This is a genomic window from Pseudomonas sp. TE3911, from assembly GCF_054062775.1.
The window spans coordinates 566,060-582,474 of sequence record NZ_JBSSFP010000001.1 but is presented as its reverse complement, the minus strand read 5'-3'; the positions used below and the strand labels follow the sequence as shown (position 1 = coordinate 582,474).

Genomic DNA, 16,415 nt, shown 5'->3' with positions numbered 1-16,415 from the left:
GGAATAACAACAAAAGGCAGTCAGCCATGTTCAAGCATTCGAAAGTACGTCAGGCGGGACTTATTCTGTTCGCCACCACACTGATTCTGATCCTGCCCAATTTGACCAAGGTCATTGGGTGACCCTCTATCCTCCGCGCTTTGTGCATCAGGATTGCAGCTTTTTGGCAGCACCTGCCGGGACTTCGTGCATAGCGACCCCGTTGCAGGGGCTGCCTTTTTACGCGCGTTTTTCCGGTATCGTGAGCCCCATCGCCACTTAACCCGGGGCCTCTGTCTTGAAACCGATCTTCGCACTCTTAGCCTTGTTGCTTGCTCTGCCCGCAGACGCGGCGCAATTGACTATCGAACTGGACCACACCCGCAAGACCTGGCAGACCGCCGACCTGCTCAAGCATCCGGATGCGCAGACGGTGCAGATCGTCGATGACGTTTCCTACAAGCGCAATATGACCTATCGCGCGGTGCCGCTGGCGGTGCTCTTACCAGGCCTAACGCCACAGAGCCATGTGCAAGCGGTTGCCCTGGATGGCTTCGCTGCAGAACTGACCGCCGCACCGCTGCTGGAACAAAACGGCGCGCGCGCGTGGTTGGCCGTGGAAGATCCGGCCAAACCGTGGCCCGCCCTGGCCGATGGCAAACACAGTGCCGGCCCGTTTTATCTGGTGTGGACCGACCCGCAGGCGGGGCACATCAGCCCCGAGCAGTGGCCGTTTCAAGTCTCGACAATCAAGCAATTGAAGACCGTAGCCGAGCGCTTCCCCGCGCTGCTACCCGATCCGGAACTGGCGGCGAATGATCCCATCAACCAGGGCTTTGCACTGTTCCAGAAAAACTGCCTGGCCTGCCATCGCCTCAATGGCGCAGGCGATGCGCAGGTGGGTCCGGATCTGAATATCCCCTACAGCCCTACCGAATATTTCGGTGGGGATTTCCTAAAGCGCTATATCCGTGATCCGCAGAGTTTGAGGCATTGGCCCCAGGCGAAGATGCCGGCGTTCGCTGCCAGTGTATTGCCTGACAGCGAGCTGGATTTATTGGTGGGGTATTTGAAGCATATGGCGGGGCGTAAGCAGCAGCCCTGAGCCAGCCTCCTTCGAAAGACAGTTTCGTGTAGTGAGCGGGCTTGCCCCGCGCTGGGCTGCGCAGCAGCCCCAATACAGCAGAATTTTGTCGGGCAGGCATTACGCGGCGGATGGTCTTGGGGCTGCTTCGCAGCCCAGCGCGGGGCAAGCCCGCTCACCAAAGAAAGCTCTCTCCCCCCAACAAGCCACGACCCACTCATCATTTATTGCTGCTGCACAGAAACCACCGGCGTCGGCGCCACAAACACCTTGGCGTGCATTTGCTCATGCCCGCCGCCACGACGCATGCCGCGTACGGGGCAGGCATCCAGGTAATCCAGTCCCACAGCCAGCTTGAGATGCCGCTCCGGGCGCGCCAATTGGTTGGTCACGTCAAAACTGTACCAGGCGTCATCCAACCAGGCTTCGGCCCAGGCGTGGCTGGCCAGATGCGTACTGTCTTCGGTGTACAAATACCCCGACACATACCGCGCAGGAATGCCCAGGCTGCGTGCGCAGGCCAGGAACGCGTGGGTGTGGTCCTGACACACGCCCGCAGCCCCAGCGAAGGCCTCGGCGGCGCAGGTGTCGACCTCAGTAGCGCCTGGCGTGTAGACCATCGCTTGGTTGAGCGCGTGCATCAGATCGATTAGCGCGGTGCGATCGCGACGCTGACGACAATGCTGTGCGGCAAAGCCACGCAAGGCGTCATCCGGTTCAGTCAGGCGCGTGCAACGCAGGAACGGAAACGCCGACTGGCTCTCATGCTCGGCTTCGCGTAATTCGTCGATATCCACTTGGCCACGGGCGCCGATGATGATGGCGTCATGGGGTTCGTCCAGAGTCAACACGTGCAGGATATTGCCGAAAGGGTCCACTTGGGCGCGCACCGGGCGCGGCAGGTCCAGTTGCCAACTGAGCACGTGCTGACGCTCGCTGTCATGGGGCGTCAGGCGCAGGTATTGGATGCTGGCGCGAACCTGGTCCTCGTAGTGGTAGGTGGTTTCGTGGCTGATGGAGAGTCTCATGCCGCCTCCAGGTAGGAACTGTAGATGGCGTCGCCCAATTGGCGGACCAGGGGGATAAAGTCGGTCAGCCAGGCGTGCAGGCCTTCCTCAAGGATTTCATCGATCGCGGTAAAGCGCAGGCGCGCGTCCATTTCGGCGGCCAAGCGCTGGGCCGGTCGACCGTTGAGGCCGGGCAGGCTGGCAAGGATCTGGTCGATTTCTTCACTGCAGGCGCGCAGCGAGCGCGGCACATCGGCGCGTAACAGCAATAATTCGGCGACTTGCCGGGCGCCAGGGGCGTCGCGATAGATCTCGGTGTAGGCCTCGAACGACGACAACGCCCGCAGCAAGGCACTCCATTGATAGTAGGCGTGGGCCGTGCCATCGGTGACGGCTTCAGCACGGTCGCCGGCCATTTCATAGCGCGCATCAAGCAAACGCAGGGTGTTGTCAGCGCGTTCGATAAAGGTGCCCAAACGAATGAAACGGAATGCATCGTTGCGCATGATGGTGCCGTAGGTCGCCCCTCGAAACAGATGGGAGCGTTCCTTAACCCACTCACAGAAGCGACTCATACCGTAGCGGCTGAGACCTTGCTGAGCGATATCGCGAATATCCAACCAAGTGGCGTTGATGTTTTCCCACATGTCGGCGGTAATTCGCCCACGCACCGCATGGGCGCTGGCCCGCGCCGAGCCGAGGCAACTGTAGATGCTCGCCGGGTTGGCCGCGTCCAGGGCAAAGAAGTGCAGCAGGCGTTCGGCATGCAATTCACCGTGGCGCTCGCGGTAATCATCCAGGGTGCCGGTGATCAGCAGCGGCATGGCTAATTCATGCAGGCCATCGCCGCGCCCATCCTGAGGCATCAGCGACAGCGAATAACTGACATCGAGCATGCGCGCGAGGTTTTCCGCACGCTCCAGATAGCGCGACATCCAATACAAATCCGAGGCAGTTCTACTCAACATGGCATTCAGTCCTCAACCACCCAGGTGTCTTTGGTGCCGCCGCCCTGGGACGAGTTGACCACCAACGAACCTTCGCGCAGCGCCACGCGGGTCAAGCCGCCCGGCACCACACGGGTTTCCTTGCCGGACAGCACAAACGGGCGCAGGTCAATGTGGCGCGGGGCGATACCGTTTTCGACAAAGGTCGGGCAGGTGGATAAACAGAGCGTCGGCTGTGCGATATAGGCATGAGGCTTGGCTTTGATTCGCGCCCGGAACGCTTCGATTTCAGCCGCCGTGGACGCCGGCCCCACCAACATCCCGTAGCCGCCGGAGCCTTGGGTTTCCTTGACCACCAGGTCCGGCAGGTTGGCCAGTACGTGGGACAATTCGTCAGGCTTGCGGCATTGAAAGGTAGGAACGTTCTTTAGGATCGGTTCTTCATCCAGATAGAAACGGATCATCTCGGTAACGAAGGGGTACACCGACTTGTCATCCGCCACCCCGGTGCCGATGGCGTTGGCCAGCACCACGTTGCCGGAGCGATAGGCCGCCAGTAGGCCCGGCACACCGAGCATGGAATCCGGGTTGAAGGCCAGCGGGTCGAGGAACGCGTCATCGAGACGGCGGTAGATCACGTCCACCGCCTTAGGTCCGTCAGTGGTGCGCATGAAGACGCGGTCATCACGTACGAACAGATCGGCGCCCTCCACCAGTTCCACACCCATTTCCCGGGCAAGGAACGCATGTTCAAAGAACGCGCTGTTGAAGCGCCCCGGCGTCAGCACCACCACGCTGGGGTTATCCAAAGGACTGGAGCTTTTAAGGGTGTCGAGCAACAGGTTGGGATAGTGGTCGATGGGCGCGATGCGCTGGGCGGCGAACAGTTCGGGGAACAGGCGCATCATCATCTTGCGGTCTTCGAGCATGTAGCTCACGCCGCTCGGTGTGCGCAGGTTGTCTTCAAGCACGTAGTAAGTGCCGTCGCCATCGCGTACGAGGTCGACCCCGGAGACGTGGGAATACAGGTCGCGATGCAGGTCCAGACCCTGCATCGCCAACTGGTATTGCTCGTTAGCCAGCACCTGTTCGGCGGGGATGATCCCAGCCTTGATGATGCGTTGCTCGTGGTACAGGTCGGCAAGGAACATGTTCAGCGCCTTGACCCTTTGGATACAGCCGCGCTCCACAATTCGCCACTCACTGGCGGGGATACTGCGAGGGATGGTGTCGAAAGGAATGAGGCGTTCGGTGCCCTGCTCGTCGCCATAAAGCGTGAAGGTGATACCGGCGCGATGAAACAGCAAATCGGCTTCACGCCGGCGCTGGGCCAGCAGTTCTGCAGGGGTCTCGGCTAACCAGCGGGCGAACTCGCGGTAATGGGGGCGGACCTGCCCCGCTCCATCGTACATTTCGTCGTAATAAGTGCGGATCATGCCGTACTCCTTGTCACCCGGACGCAAGAACCATCGCAAGGCCCGTGCCAGCGGCATAAACACTTAAAAATCAGTGAGTTAAATAAAATCGAAGCGCTGATCGCACCGTCCTGGTGCGCAGAACGCCCGTCGTATTGCTGCACGCTTCATCGCAATGCAGGCTTTGACTATCAACAGCATAGCCAGAGTTGATTTCACTGCCCGACGAAGGGTGCGGATAATCGCCTCCATCAGCTGAACAGGATCTTTCCTACAGCTTTACCCCTTGCACACTCGGTACCGTGACAGCTCGTGTACTGACTGACTCCTAAGGTCTTCCCTTTCAGCCATCCTTTTAGGATGGCTTTTTTTTTGGTGCACGAAAAGGCAGCGCAAGTTCCAGGAATTTTCTCGCAACCCATACAAAATCGGCCGACCCGAAGGTCAGCCGATACGCTGCGTTACTCATACAATTGCGCTACATGGGTAACCCACGCACCTCCTGCTTGACGCCCCATCCTTCGATGATCCCGCCCAGCGGCTCGACCACCGCCTCAAAGTCCTGCTCGAAGTCTCCTATGCCGTCGTAGGTGGCGAACATGATTTTGCTCAGTTCCAGGTACCAGGCGCCATCGTCGCGCGCGCTGACCTGGGCATTCAGTGATTCTCCACGAAACTCACCCGCAGCCCTGCGCGCCCGTTCCTCATCCGGGAAAATGGCGTAGAACTCGATGGGGTGGAAGCGTGAAAAGTCGAAGCCGCCCTCTTTCATGCGGCGCAGAACGTTGGTGCTGATGTCTTCTTGATAGGCTGTGCTCATGAAACGTCCTCCTCAAACTGATGGATAGACTTTCCGTGCTTCCCAAAGCCCCGCGCGCTGCTGGCGCGGGCACCACGGCAATAACATCACCGCAGGAAAACAAGCATGTAGCTGACAAGACCAGACCTTAGCGATTCATTCGCTGATCTCACTTGCAGAGTAGCGCGAAGCTATCACCTCCACCAGAGGCGCATGGATGGCATAGCGGGAATGTTCAGACGGCGGGCGAGATATCGAGGATCTGGATACTGTTCTGGTCTTTCAGGATCTTGACCGTAGGCTCGGGCTTGCGGCCCTCCAGGTCATTGAGGTCGAGTTCTGCTGCGACGGGGACCAACTTGTTGCGAATCATGTGTGCCGCATCTTCGAGGCTGGGCTTTTGGTCGCAGGTGAACTGCTCCACGGACTGGACGCCGTGATCATCAACGAAGGTAATCTGCCACTTTTGCATCGGTGCCTCCTCGATAAAACCCGTGTTTGGGCTTACAACTATCTGGACCTTGAGGGCTCGGAAAACGTTCCGCTCAAGTCCGGAGACACCTGATCAACTGCACTTATTTTTCAGCGTGTTCTTTCAAGGCTTTCAAAGTGTTGAACGGCGCGTCCACCACAAACTTGTTCGCCAACCACGAAGGCACGCTGCCGCCCGGCTCGGTGTGAACCTGATAAGTGACTTCGGTTTCATTGGCGCCTTTAGGCACCAGCTTCCAGAAACCCTCAACCTGGGCAACACGCACGTAACCTTTCTCTTCAGGCTTGTAGGTAGGCACGCCCTGCAACTTGCGGGTCACGCTGCCATCGGCGTCCTTGGTGGTGGTGACATGGATATACGAATCGCGATCGGTCACCGGGAACGGCGCCTTGAACTGGGTGTAGGTCCAGGCCTCATCGCCTTTCCTGTCCACCAACTTCTGGGATTTACACTCATGAATCCATGAACAGGCGCCTGCCACATCTTCCTGCAGGGCCTGGATCTTGGCCACGGGGGCCTTGATCACGGTCACACCGCGATACGCCTTGTACTTGGAGCCGGCAATTTCGCTCAGGGAAATCTTGATACCGTCCTCATCCTTCGCGACTTGCCAATCCTCAGCCTGGGCAGTGGCAGCGAACAACACCGTAAACCCGCACAGCACAGCCATTCGTTTCAGCGAACCCATTGTTGTATTCCTTATTGTTGAAGTTCCGATAGTAAAGCCCATCAAGCCGCCGTCATCTGCTCCCACCAGCCGATCAACCGGATCGCGTCGGCTTGGTCGGTGCCGCAGACATCGATATCCGCCTTGAAATCACTGCACACCGCCGGGCGCTCCGGTTGGCCGAACAGTTGGCACAGCTGTTCGACCGACAGGTGCAGGCAGCGTTCGCCCGCCGGTTTGCCATGGGGCATTCCGGGTAATGGCGAACTGATGGAGGGAGCGATGCAGCAAGCGCCACAGCCTTCACGGCAATTCATGACCAGCAGGTCCTCGACGACTCAATAGGGATGGCCGGGCTAGAGTACGCCCTTAAACAGCCGTTTTAAAATGGTCTAACAGGGGTTTTTCGCATAAAAAAAACATGACTGACCAGTCTGCGACAGATGGTCATTGGCCTGCGTCACGTCGATGGGAAACGTTTATTGCTTGAACTCGAATTCCAGCGCGGCACCTTCCACGTCACGGCGCTCTTCGTTCCGCAGTTGTAGCTTCATCTCATTGCTGAGCAGACGGCCATTGATCTGGAAGGCACTGTTGTCGGTGGGCTTTTCGCCAAACATTGGCGGCAGCAACGGCACGCTCTGGGGCTTGGGCATGGTGCCGAGGGGCTGCAGGTGCCTGACCATGTCCGACGGCAGCGAAAGATCCAACTGTGCCGGTGGCAGCTTGGTCTGTGCCACTTCCTGGGCTGACTTGGACTTTTTCGCCTTCGCTGCACGCTTTTTCGCCGTGGCGGCTTGTTTCTTCGTAACGGAGGCTTGCTTGGCGGGGCTTGGTTTCTTTGCCGGAGCGTTCTGCTCGGTAGTGGCAGCAGGCTTATTTTCAGTCACAGGTGCCGCCGCCAGCAGTGTGCTGACGTTGCACAGGCTTAACAGGCCAATCACCAAAACAGCACGAACAATCGAGGTCATATCGCCTACAGCATTAACGGCAGAGGGCCATATGCTCGCTTGTTGTGCGCGCCATGACAAGGGCGGTGATTAGCCAGCTATCGGAGTTGTCCCCTTTCAGCGCCTCAAAATCCTGCCGCGGTTTCCTGACACAACTGGCTGGCCAGCATCCCCAACGTCATCAGCGCCCGCTCTGCCTCGCGGTTCCAAGGGGTGCCGCAGTTAAGGCGAATACAGTGGTTGAACTGCTCGGTGTTACTGAAGATCAACCCCGGCGCGATGCTGATGCCCTGTTGCAGGGCGCGCACGTGCAGTTCCTGGGTATTGACGCGTCCGGGCAAACTGACCCACAGGATAAAACCGCCGGTCGGACGGGTCATCTGGGTGCCTTCGGGGAAATACTGCTGCACTGCCAGTTGGAAGGCGCTGAGATTCTTGCGGTACTCCTGGCGGATGTAGCGCAGATGCCGGTCGTAGCCGCCGTTCTCCAGGTACGCCGCCACGCCCATTTGAGTGACGCTGCACGCCGAGTGGGTGCTGAACATTTGCAGGCGCTGAATTTCCTGCTGGTACTTACCGGCGATCATCCAGCCGATACGCACACCCGGCGACAACGTCTTGGAGAAGCTTGAGCAATAGATCACCCGGTCCAGGCGGTCGTAGGCCTTGAGGGCCTTGGTGCGACCGATTTCGAACATCAACTCGCCGTAGATATCGTCCTCGACAATCTGGATATCGAAATCCGACGCCAGGCGCAGCAACTGTTTCTGCCGCTCCTCGGGCATGGTGCCGCCCAAGGGGTTGCTCAGGCGCGTGGTCAGCACCAGGGCCTTGATCGACCATTGGTTGGCTGCCAGTTGCAGGGCCTCCAGGCTCATGCCGGTGGACGGATCACTGGGGATCTCAATGACTTTAAGGCCCAGCAAGTCGGCCAGTTGCAGCAAGCCGTAATACGTCGGTGATTCAGCCGCGATCAAGTCGCCGGGGCGCGTCAGCACGCGCAAAGACATCTGCAATGCATCGACACAACCGTGGGTGATGACTACTTCGGACGGGTCCACCACAACGCCCGCATCGCGCATGCGGATCGCCACTTGGCGGCGCAGCGGCTCGAAACCAGGGCTGAACATATAACTGAACGCGCGCGGGCTCTGGAACCGCGTGACCTTGGCCAACTGCTGGTGCAGCGCCCGCACCGGCAGGTAGTCGACACTCGGCACGGCGGCGCCCAGCGGGAACACGCCTTCGCGGCGCGATTCGCCCAAAACCTGCTGAATGATGCTGCTGCGCGTAACCAACCCCGGGCGCTCGACCCGTGCGATGTCCGGTGTCGGCGCCGTGAGCGCTGGCGTCTGGTGCACGTAGTAGCCGGACTGCGGCCGCGCCCGGATCAGCCCCTGGTCTTCCAGGTTGGCGTAAGCCTGCAATACCGTGGCGTGGCTCACATTGAGCTGGGAGCTCATCTTGCGCACCGAGGGCACGCGCTCACCCGGTTGATAGACACCGCGTCGGATGTCCTCAGCCAGTTGCTGGGCGATACGTTGGTAGAGCAACAGATTGGTCATGACGCAGCACTCGATTTCACGGGTATTTTATTTTTGTGTGAAACATACCGGCACAGTTTGAAAGTGTACGGGGACAGTTGCCACAATAGTCGAGCGCGCGCGGGAGTGACAGTAAAAACTGTAAGGGTGGCGGATAGAATTTTCAGGTGTATACGAAACAGCTGTGGGAGGGTCTGGCTCCCGATAGCGGTAGTTCAGTCAGCTTTTTCGGTGACTGATATTCCGTCATCGGGGCAAGTCCCCTCCCACAGTTTTGATCGGGGCAAGCCTTTAGCGAGCGGCGCCCAGTTGGCCTTTCTCGTCGGAAAACACAATCTCGACCCGACGGTTCTGCGCGCGACCTCGTTCGGAGGCGTTGGCTTCCACCGGGTATTGGTCACCATAGCCTTCAACCTGGATACGCTTTTCATCGATTCCCAGATCCACCAACACATCGGCCACCGATTGCGCGCGGTCACGGGACAGTTTGAGGTTTTCCTGCTGGCCGCCGGTGTTGTCGGCGTAACCCTCAATGCGCACTACGCGCTTGGGGTTCAATTGCAGGAACTGCACGATTTTCAGCACGGTGCGGTTGGCCGAGTTCTTCAACTCCGCTTCACCGGTATCGAACAGCACATCGCCCAAGGTCATCACCAGGCCACGATCGGTCTGGGTGGTGGTCAGGCTGGCTATCTGTTCTTCCAGCCATTTGCCCTGTTGCTGCACGCTGATCAGCTTGCTTTCACGCAGGGCCAGTTGCAGGCGTTGGCGTTCCAGTTCGAGCTTGGCGGCGCGTTCCTCGTTGAGTGCCTGTTCGGTGTGTTCACGGGCGATGGCACTGTAGCGCTGGCTCAGGTAAGCGTAATGCACCACGTCGGCGCCGCTGCCCCAGTAGCTGGACAAGCGGTCAGCCCGCGCCAGGGATTCACCGGCGCGAATCACGTCTTTAGGCGCGATGCGCAGCACGTTGGCGTCTTCCTTGACCTTCTGGAAGTCGCTGCCGGCCTGTTGCAAGGCTTGCTCGCCATTCGGGTGACTGGCGCAACCGCCCAGCACCGAACTGCCCAGCAGCACGGTAAAACCCACTCCACGGATCATCCGACTCATTGGGCTTCCCCTAACTGCAATTGCTTGCGCAAGCGCGTGATGCGGGTGTTAAGCACGTTCAGTTGTTCCTGGCTCTTGCGAGTCAGCACCTGGGCTTCGGCCAGACGCGCGTCCAACTCGGCCTGTTCGGCCTGCATGCGCGCGTCTTTGTAGGATTGGTCGGCCATTTCGGCCTTGGCCTGGGCGAATTTGTCCTCGGCCAGCTTCAGTTCAGGGGATTCATCGGCGCTGGCGCCCACCGCGTTGGCTTGCTCCAGGGCTTGCTGGGTGAGGCGAATTTGTTCATTCGGCGCAGGATCGGCCGCACATCCCGCCAGAGCGACAACGGCGAGGGCCGCGAAAAAAGGTCGAAGAGTCACTGAAAATCCCTACTTTGTTGGGGTGCCGACGGGTTGTTGCAATTGCGCTTTCCAACGCTCCAGATTGCGCTGCAGCGCGGCTTCCGTCACACCAGACCCGGGCAATTCTGTCATCTTTTTGGTGAGCTGTCCGCGCAACCACGGATCATTGCAGGCCGAGTTGTGGGAAATCGCCAGGTACAGCCCCGGCTGATCGATCGGAACATCGCGGGCGATCAGGTCGTTGCTCATGCCCAGTGTCTGAGCCATGGCCATTGCGGAATAACGTCCCGCCAGCACGTACTCCACCTCCCCCAGCAGCAGTTTCTGGAATGCCGGAGTCAACGTCGGCAGGCGCTGTAAGGTCAGTTGCTCACCGGCGAACGTTTCGAATCCGGCACTAAAACGGGAACGCTCCGATACTGCACCCTTGTGCCCGTGCAAGTCGGCAGCTGTGGTGTAGACCAGTGCCGAGTCTTTGCGCGTCCAGACGAGATAATCGGTCTGCACCAACGCCGGGTGGATGTAATCAAGATTTTCCAGCTCGCCGAGGTTTAGCGGCGTATCGGCGAATATATCCATACGGCCGCTGCGCACCTCATCCAAGGCCTGGGAACGCTTGCCGCCGTAAAGCAGGTCGATTTTCAACCCTAGGTCCTTTGCCACTTGCTGGAGCACGTCGGCGGTGGCGCCGATCAGGTGCGTGGGGTCTTGGGGGTCGCGCCATAACAAGGGCGGTGCGTCAGGGCTGCCGGTGATCACCAGGCGCTCACATTTGCCAGCGGCCAAGGTCAGGCTCGGCAGCAGCGACAGGCCCAGCAATAGTGCCCAGGGACGCAGTTCCATGGCGGTTTCTCCGATATTCAAAAAGGCCGGACAAAAAAAAACCCGGTCGCAAGACCGGGCTCTTTATAAGTGAAGCGGCTGGATTAGACCAGCTTCTCCAACTCAGGTACGGCTTCGAACAAGTCCGCTACCAGGCCGTAATCAGCCACCTGGAAGATCGGTGCTTCTTCGTCCTTATTGATCGCAACGATCACTTTGGAGTCTTTCATACCGGCCAGATGCTGGATCGCGCCGGAGATACCGACGGCGATGTACAGCTGTGGCGCCACGATCTTGCCGGTCTGGCCGACCTGCATGTCGTTGGGTACGAAACCTGCGTCGACGGCGGCGCGGGAAGCGCCAACCGCAGCGCCCAGCTTGTCGGCCAGGGCGTACAGGTGCTTGAAGTTGTCACCGTTCTGCATGCCACGACCGCCGGATACGACGATCTTGGCAGCGGTCAGCTCAGGACGGTCCGACTTGGCCAGCTCTTCGCCAACAAAGCTGGAAGTGCCAGCGTCGTGGGCAGCGGAGACGGCTTCAACGGCAGCCGAACCACCATCAGCAGCAACCGGATCGAAACCGGTGGCACGCACGGTGATGACTTTGACGGCAGCAGTCGATTGCACGGTGGCAATGGCGTTACCGGCGTAGATCGGGCGCTTGAAGGTATCGGCGCTTTCAACCGAGATGATCTCGGAGATCTGGTCAACGTCCAACTGCGCGGCAACGCGTGGCAGGATGTTTTTGCCGTTGGAGGTAGCGGCAGCCAGGATATGGCTGTAGCCAGCGCCCAGCTCTGCAACCAGTGGAGCGACGTTTTCCGGCAGTTGGTGAGCGTAAGCGGCGTTGTCGGCCAGCAGTACTTTGCTCACGCCAGCCACTTTGGCAGCGGCTTCAGCCACGGCGCCAGCGCCTTGGCCTGCTACCAGCACGTGGATGTCGCCACCGATTTTGGCGGCAGCAGCAACAGTGTTCAGCGTGGCCGGGGCCAGCACTTTGTTGTCGTGTTCTGCGATTACCAAGATAGTCATGGTTAGATTACCTTCGCTTCGTTTTTCAGTTTCTCGACCAGTTCAGCCACCGACTTGACCTTGATGCCCGCGCTGCGTGCAGCCGGCGCTTCAACTTTGACGGTCTTGTTGGTGGAGGCGGTGGAAACGCCCAAAGCGTCCGGAGTCAGCACTTCGAGAGGCTTCTTCTTGGCTTTCATGATGTTTGGCAGGGACGCGTAGCGCGGCTCGTTCAAACGCAGGTCGGTGGTGACGATGGCCGGCAGTTTCAGGGAAACCGTTTGTGCGCCGCCGTCGATTTCGCGGGTCACGGCAACGCTGTCGCCGCTTACTTCGACTTTCGAGGCGAAGGTGCCCTGGCCGTAACCGGTCAGTGCAGCCAACATTTGGCCAGTCTGGTTGTTGTCGCTGTCGATGGCCTGTTTGCCGAGGATCACCAGCTGAGGCTGTTCCTTGTCGACAACAGCCTTGAGCAGCTTGGCAACGGCCAGGGAGGTCAGGTCTTCAGCGGATTCGACCAGGATAGCGCGGTCAGCGCCCAGTGCCAGGGCGGTACGCAGCTGCTCTTGAGCAGTGGTAGGACCGATGGAAACCACGACGATTTCAGTCGCTACGCCTTTCTCTTTCAGGCGTACGGCTTCTTCCACAGCGATTTCACAGAAAGGGTTCATCGACATCTTGACGTTAGCAAGATCGACGCCGGAATTGTCCGCCTTGACGCGAACTTTCACGTTGTAATCGACAACGCGTTTGACAGCTACAAGAACCTTCATGGATTCCTCGTTACTCTCCGGTGAAAAGAAAGTCGCCTAGGCGAACCTGGCGGTTGATGCTCATCGGCACACAAGGGCACCTCCAAAAACCTGGGCAAATGACCTTGCTCACGGGAAATGACGACCGTTCGTCAGTGGTGACTGAGAGGTCATTCTTTATCGCGGCGTGTAAACTGCGCGCCGGTGTTTAGGCGCGCGTCACCTGTTTCGCTTTTGGACGTGCTCTTGAAACCTGCTGTCTGCCTACGGTAAGCGCAAAACCGACCGTATATTGACCGGAACGCCTATTCTGGTCAATACGGCAAAATGGCCAGTCATAAGCCGCGTTGCTTTGATTTTCCTAGCCTGCGGGCAATTCAAACAAACGTTTGTATTGGACGCTGACAGTGGTCTATATATAATGCGCCACCTAGAGAGAAAGGTGGGTCTTGCCGTTGCCGCAAGACGACACCGAACCTCCACCCATTAGAAAAAAAGCCTGTTGAGCCTTGAGTAGGAGATAGCCTGTGGAACGCGAATACATGGAATTCGACGTGGTCATCGTCGGCGCTGGCCCGGCTGGCCTGTCCGCCGCCTGCCGACTGAAGCAGAAGGCCGCCGAAGCCGGTAAGGAAATCAGCGTCTGCGTGGTCGAGAAAGGCTCCGAAGTCGGCGCACACATCCTCTCCGGTGCCGTGTTTGAACCACGGGCCCTGAACGAACTGTTCCCGGACTGGAAAGAACTCGGCGCCCCGCTCAACACACCCGTGGTGCGCGATGACATCTATGTACTGCGCAGCCCCGAAGCCTCCACCAAAGTGCCTGACTTCTTCGTGCCCAAGACCATGCACAACGAAGGCAACTACATCATCTCCCTCGGCAACCTGTGCCGCTGGCTCGCCCAGCAGGCCGAGAATCTGGGCGTGGAAGTCTACCCAGGTTTCGCCGCCCAGGAAGCACTGTTCGACGAGAACGGCGTGGTGCGCGGGATCATCACCGGTGACCTCGGCGTCGACCGCGAAGGCAATCCTAAAGAAGGCGTGTACACCCCAGGCATGGAACTGCGTGGCAAGTACACGTTGTTCGCCGAAGGCTGCCGCGGGCATATCGGCAAGCAGTTGATCCAGCGCTTCAACCTGGACAGCGACTCCGACGCCCAGCACTACGGCATTGGTCTCAAGGAAATCTGGGAAATCGACCCGGCTAAGCACCAGCCAGGCCTGGTGGTCCACACCGCCGGTTGGCCGCTGGACATCATGAGCAACGAGAACACCGGCGGCTCCTTCCTTTATCACCTGGAAAACAATCAGGTGGTCGTGGGCCTGATCGTCGACCTGTCCTACAGCAACGCTTTCCTGTCGCCCTTCGATGAGTTCCAGCGCCTCAAGCATCACCCGGTGCTCGCACAGTACCTGGAAGGCGGAAAGCGCATCAGCTACGGCGCTCGCGCCCTGGCCAAGGGCGGCATCAACTCGTTGCCGAAAATGGTCTTCAAGGGCGGCGCTCTGATCGGCTGCGACCTGGGCACCATGAACGTGGCCAAGATCAAAGGCAGCCACACCGCCATGAAGTCCGGCATGCTCGCCGCCGACGCCGTGGCCGAGCGCCTGCTGGCAGAGTCCGAAGGCGGTGATGAACTGACCAATTACGTCGACAGCTTCAAAGCCAGCTGGCTCTACGAAGAACTGTTCGCCACCCGCAACTTCGGCCCGGCGATGCACAAGTTCGGCCCGATCCTCGGTGCGGGCTTCAACTGGTTCGACCAGAACATCCTCGGCGGCAAGATGCCGTTCACCTTGCACGACACCAAGCCGGACTACGCCTGCCTGAAGCTGGCCAAAGACAGCACGAAGATTGACTACCCCAAGCCAGACGGCAAGCTGAGCTTCGATAAGCTGAGTTCGGTGTTCATCTCTGGTACCAACCATGAAGAAGAGCAGCCGTGCCACTTGAAGCTGAAAGACCCGAGCATCCCGATCGGCACCAACCTGCCGCTCTACGATGAACCGGCACAGCGCTACTGCCCGGCCGGTGTGTATGAAGTGATCACCAAGGAAGACGGCGAGAAGCGCTTCCAGATCAACGCCCAGAACTGCGTGCACTGCAAGACCTGTGACATCAAGGACCCTTCGCAGAACATCACGTGGGTCACGCCGGAAGGCGCAGGTGGACCGACTTACCCGAACATGTAAGACGATTGCCTGAAACACAAAAAGCCAACGCCCAAAAGCGTTGGCTTTTTTGTTTGCGTCAGCTCAGCAGATAAACCGGAAAGCACTCGCACAGATGCATCACCCGGCGCCGGGTGTTCTCCAGCAGTGTCGCGTTGTTCGGCTGCTCCAGCAGGTCGGCGATCAGGTTTGCCACTTCAGCACACTCCGCCTCCCCAAAGCCCCGGGTGGTCAGCGCCGGCGTACCGATGCGAATGCCGCTGGTGATCGCCGGTTTTTGCGGGTCGTTGGGAATCGCATTCTTGTTCAAGGTGATGTGCGCACTCTCCAGCAACGCTTCGGCATCCTTGCCAGTGATGTTCATCGCGCGCAGATCAAGCAGGAACATATGGCAATCGGTGCCTCCCGACACCACACGCAAACCACGGCGAGTGAGGACGTCGGCCATGGTACGGGCGTTGTCGATCACCCGTTGCTGGTAATGCTTGAACCCATCGCTAAGCGCCTCATTGAACGCCACAGCCTTGGCTGCGATGACATGCATCAGCGGTCCGCCCTGGTAGACCGGAAAAATCGTCTTATCAAGCAACGCCGCGTATTGCGCCTTGGCCAGGATCAAGCCGCCGCGCGGGCCACGCAGGGTTTTATGAGTGGTCGAGGTGATGAAGTCGGCAATGCCGACCGGCGACGGGTACACGCCCGCCGCGATCAAACCGGCGTAATGCGCCATGTCCACCATCAAGTAGGCGCCTACCTCATCGCAGATCTTGCGAAAGCGCTGGAAGTCCAGGGTGCGCGAATAGGCGGAGGCCCCGGCGATGATCATCTTCGGTTTGTGCTGCCGGGCCAGGGCTTCCATTTCGGCGTAGTCCAGGGTCTCGGTGTCAGGGTCCAGGCCGTAGGAAAACGCCTGGTAGAACTTGCCCGAGAAATTCACCGATGCGCCATGGGTCAGGTGACCACCATGAGCCAGGGACATCCCCAGAATGGTATCGCCGGGTTCCAGCACCGCGAGAAACACCGCCTGGTTGGCCTGCGACCCAGAGTGCGGCTGAACGTTGACGTATTCACAATTGAACAGTTTGCGGGCGCGTTCGATGGCCAGGTTTTCGATCTCGTCGACGACCTTGCACCCACCGTAATACCGCTTGCCCGGATAACCTTCAGCGTACTTGTTGGTGAGCACCGAGCCCTGGGCCTGGAGCACCTCGTCGCTCACATAATTTTCTGAAGCGATCAGCTCCAGGTGGGTTTCCTGACGATTGCGTTCACGGTCGATCAGGCGGGCAATGGCGGGGTCGAAATTTTGCAGGCTCATGGTGGG

The 16,415-nt window shown here is 59.1% G+C and carries 17 protein-coding genes; 2 read left to right on the top strand and 15 right to left on the bottom strand.

Annotated features, from left to right (window positions below; genetic code table 11):
* The first annotated feature begins 277 nt into the window (after positions 1-277).
* On the top strand, positions 278-1,084 hold the full coding sequence (locus tag ACVWXD_RS02760) for a c-type cytochrome (RefSeq protein WP_442117964.1): 807 nt from the start codon (positions 278-280) through the stop codon (positions 1,082-1,084).
* Positions 1,085-1,287: 203 nt separating this feature from the next.
* Here the strand turns inward: ACVWXD_RS02760 and ACVWXD_RS02755 are convergent, their stop codons facing one another.
* The 14 genes from ACVWXD_RS02755 to ACVWXD_RS02690 form a co-directional block, all read right to left on the bottom strand.
* Positions 1,288-2,091, bottom strand: a complete 804-nt coding sequence (locus ACVWXD_RS02755; RefSeq protein ID WP_099602923.1) for a transglutaminase family protein — start codon at positions 2,089-2,091, stop codon at positions 1,288-1,290.
* The gene (locus ACVWXD_RS02750) at positions 2,088-3,038 is read right to left on the bottom strand and encodes an alpha-E domain-containing protein (RefSeq protein WP_032887448.1); all 951 of its coding nucleotides are present in this window, start codon (positions 3,036-3,038) and stop codon (positions 2,088-2,090) included. Before ACVWXD_RS02750 ends, ACVWXD_RS02755 begins: the two co-directional genes overlap by 4 nt.
* Before the next feature lie 5 nt (positions 3,039-3,043).
* Positions 3,044-4,453, bottom strand: coding sequence for a circularly permuted type 2 ATP-grasp protein (locus ACVWXD_RS02745; protein WP_032887446.1), 1,410 nt, complete (start codon positions 4,451-4,453; stop codon positions 3,044-3,046).
* Between the two features lie 457 nt (positions 4,454-4,910).
* Positions 4,911-5,252, bottom strand: a complete 342-nt coding sequence (locus ACVWXD_RS02740; protein WP_015885395.1) for a ribonuclease E inhibitor RraB — start codon at positions 5,250-5,252, stop codon at positions 4,911-4,913.
* A 214-nt stretch (positions 5,253-5,466) separates the two neighbouring features.
* On the bottom strand, positions 5,467-5,703 hold the full coding sequence (locus ACVWXD_RS02735; protein ID WP_032887444.1) for a hypothetical protein: 237 nt from the start codon (positions 5,701-5,703) through the stop codon (positions 5,467-5,469).
* 103 nt (positions 5,704-5,806) lie between these two features.
* Complete coding sequence (locus tag ACVWXD_RS02730; RefSeq protein WP_099602922.1) at positions 5,807-6,412, bottom strand: START domain-containing protein; 606 nt, start codon at positions 6,410-6,412, stop codon at positions 5,807-5,809.
* A gap of 41 nt (positions 6,413-6,453) precedes the next feature.
* On the bottom strand, positions 6,454-6,708 hold the full coding sequence (locus ACVWXD_RS02725) for a YkgJ family cysteine cluster protein (protein WP_032887441.1): 255 nt from the start codon (positions 6,706-6,708) through the stop codon (positions 6,454-6,456).
* 162 nt (positions 6,709-6,870) lie between these two features.
* Positions 6,871-7,362, bottom strand: coding sequence for a translation initiation factor 2 (locus ACVWXD_RS02720; protein ID WP_260368195.1), 492 nt, complete (start codon positions 7,360-7,362; stop codon positions 6,871-6,873).
* 104 nt (positions 7,363-7,466) lie between these two features.
* Positions 7,467-8,906: an aminotransferase-like domain-containing protein gene (locus ACVWXD_RS02715; protein ID WP_032887437.1), complete on the bottom strand. Its 1,440-nt coding sequence runs from the start codon at positions 8,904-8,906 to the stop codon at positions 7,467-7,469.
* A 270-nt stretch (positions 8,907-9,176) separates the two neighbouring features.
* Complete coding sequence (locus ACVWXD_RS02710; RefSeq protein WP_260368196.1) at positions 9,177-9,992, bottom strand: OmpA family protein; 816 nt, start codon at positions 9,990-9,992, stop codon at positions 9,177-9,179.
* On the bottom strand, positions 9,989-10,351 hold the full coding sequence (locus tag ACVWXD_RS02705) for a DUF4398 domain-containing protein (RefSeq protein WP_095185327.1): 363 nt from the start codon (positions 10,349-10,351) through the stop codon (positions 9,989-9,991). The genes ACVWXD_RS02710 and ACVWXD_RS02705 overlap by 4 nt, the downstream gene beginning before the upstream one ends.
* Before the next feature lie 9 nt (positions 10,352-10,360).
* Positions 10,361-11,176 carry a substrate-binding periplasmic protein gene (locus ACVWXD_RS02700; RefSeq protein ID WP_032887431.1) on the bottom strand — a complete coding sequence of 272 codons (816 nt, stop codon included), beginning with the start codon at positions 11,174-11,176 and terminating at the stop codon, positions 10,361-10,363.
* 83 nt (positions 11,177-11,259) lie between these two features.
* Complete coding sequence (locus ACVWXD_RS02695) at positions 11,260-12,189, bottom strand: electron transfer flavoprotein subunit alpha/FixB family protein (RefSeq protein ID WP_099602920.1); 930 nt, start codon at positions 12,187-12,189, stop codon at positions 11,260-11,262.
* A 2-nt stretch (positions 12,190-12,191) separates the two neighbouring features.
* Positions 12,192-12,941, bottom strand: coding sequence for an electron transfer flavoprotein subunit beta/FixA family protein (locus ACVWXD_RS02690; RefSeq protein WP_032887429.1), 750 nt, complete (start codon positions 12,939-12,941; stop codon positions 12,192-12,194).
* 506 nt (positions 12,942-13,447) lie between these two features.
* Between ACVWXD_RS02690 and ACVWXD_RS02685 the strand changes: the two genes are divergently transcribed.
* Positions 13,448-15,112, top strand: a complete 1,665-nt coding sequence (locus ACVWXD_RS02685) for an electron transfer flavoprotein-ubiquinone oxidoreductase (protein WP_457370650.1) — start codon at positions 13,448-13,450, stop codon at positions 15,110-15,112.
* A 58-nt stretch (positions 15,113-15,170) separates the two neighbouring features.
* Here ACVWXD_RS02685 and glyA read toward each other — a convergent pair whose 3' ends face one another.
* Positions 15,171-16,409: a serine hydroxymethyltransferase gene (glyA, locus tag ACVWXD_RS02680; RefSeq protein WP_032887426.1), complete on the bottom strand. Its 1,239-nt coding sequence runs from the start codon at positions 16,407-16,409 to the stop codon at positions 15,171-15,173.
* Positions 16,410-16,415 lie beyond the last annotated feature (6 nt).

Coding starts and splice junctions, on each gene's coding strand:
- ACVWXD_RS02755 (WP_099602923.1), bottom strand. CDS start 2,091: ATGAGACTCTCCATCAGCCACGAAACCACCTACCACTACGAGGACCAG.
- ACVWXD_RS02750 (WP_032887448.1), bottom strand. CDS start 3,038: ATGTTGAGTAGAACTGCCTCGGATTTGTATTGGATGTCGCGCTATCTG.
- ACVWXD_RS02745 (WP_032887446.1), bottom strand. CDS start 4,453: ATGATCCGCACTTATTACGACGAAATGTACGATGGAGCGGGGCAGGTC.
- ACVWXD_RS02740 (WP_015885395.1), bottom strand. CDS start 5,252: ATGAGCACAGCCTATCAAGAAGACATCAGCACCAACGTTCTGCGCCGC.
- ACVWXD_RS02735 (WP_032887444.1), bottom strand. CDS start 5,703: ATGCAAAAGTGGCAGATTACCTTCGTTGATGATCACGGCGTCCAGTCC.
- ACVWXD_RS02730 (WP_099602922.1), bottom strand. CDS start 6,412: ATGGGTTCGCTGAAACGAATGGCTGTGCTGTGCGGGTTTACGGTGTTG.
- ACVWXD_RS02725 (WP_032887441.1), bottom strand. CDS start 6,708: ATGAATTGCCGTGAAGGCTGTGGCGCTTGCTGCATCGCTCCCTCCATC.
- ACVWXD_RS02720 (WP_260368195.1), bottom strand. CDS start 7,362: ATGACCTCGATTGTTCGTGCTGTTTTGGTGATTGGCCTGTTAAGCCTG.
- ACVWXD_RS02715 (WP_032887437.1), bottom strand. CDS start 8,906: ATGACCAATCTGTTGCTCTACCAACGTATCGCCCAGCAACTGGCTGAG.
- ACVWXD_RS02710 (WP_260368196.1), bottom strand. CDS start 9,992: ATGAGTCGGATGATCCGTGGAGTGGGTTTTACCGTGCTGCTGGGCAGT.
- ACVWXD_RS02700 (WP_032887431.1), bottom strand. CDS start 11,176: ATGGAACTGCGTCCCTGGGCACTATTGCTGGGCCTGTCGCTGCTGCCG.
- ACVWXD_RS02695 (WP_099602920.1), bottom strand. CDS start 12,189: ATGACTATCTTGGTAATCGCAGAACACGACAACAAAGTGCTGGCCCCG.
- ACVWXD_RS02690 (WP_032887429.1), bottom strand. CDS start 12,941: ATGAAGGTTCTTGTAGCTGTCAAACGCGTTGTCGATTACAACGTGAAA.
- glyA (WP_032887426.1), bottom strand. CDS start 16,409: ATGAGCCTGCAAAATTTCGACCCCGCCATTGCCCGCCTGATCGACCGT.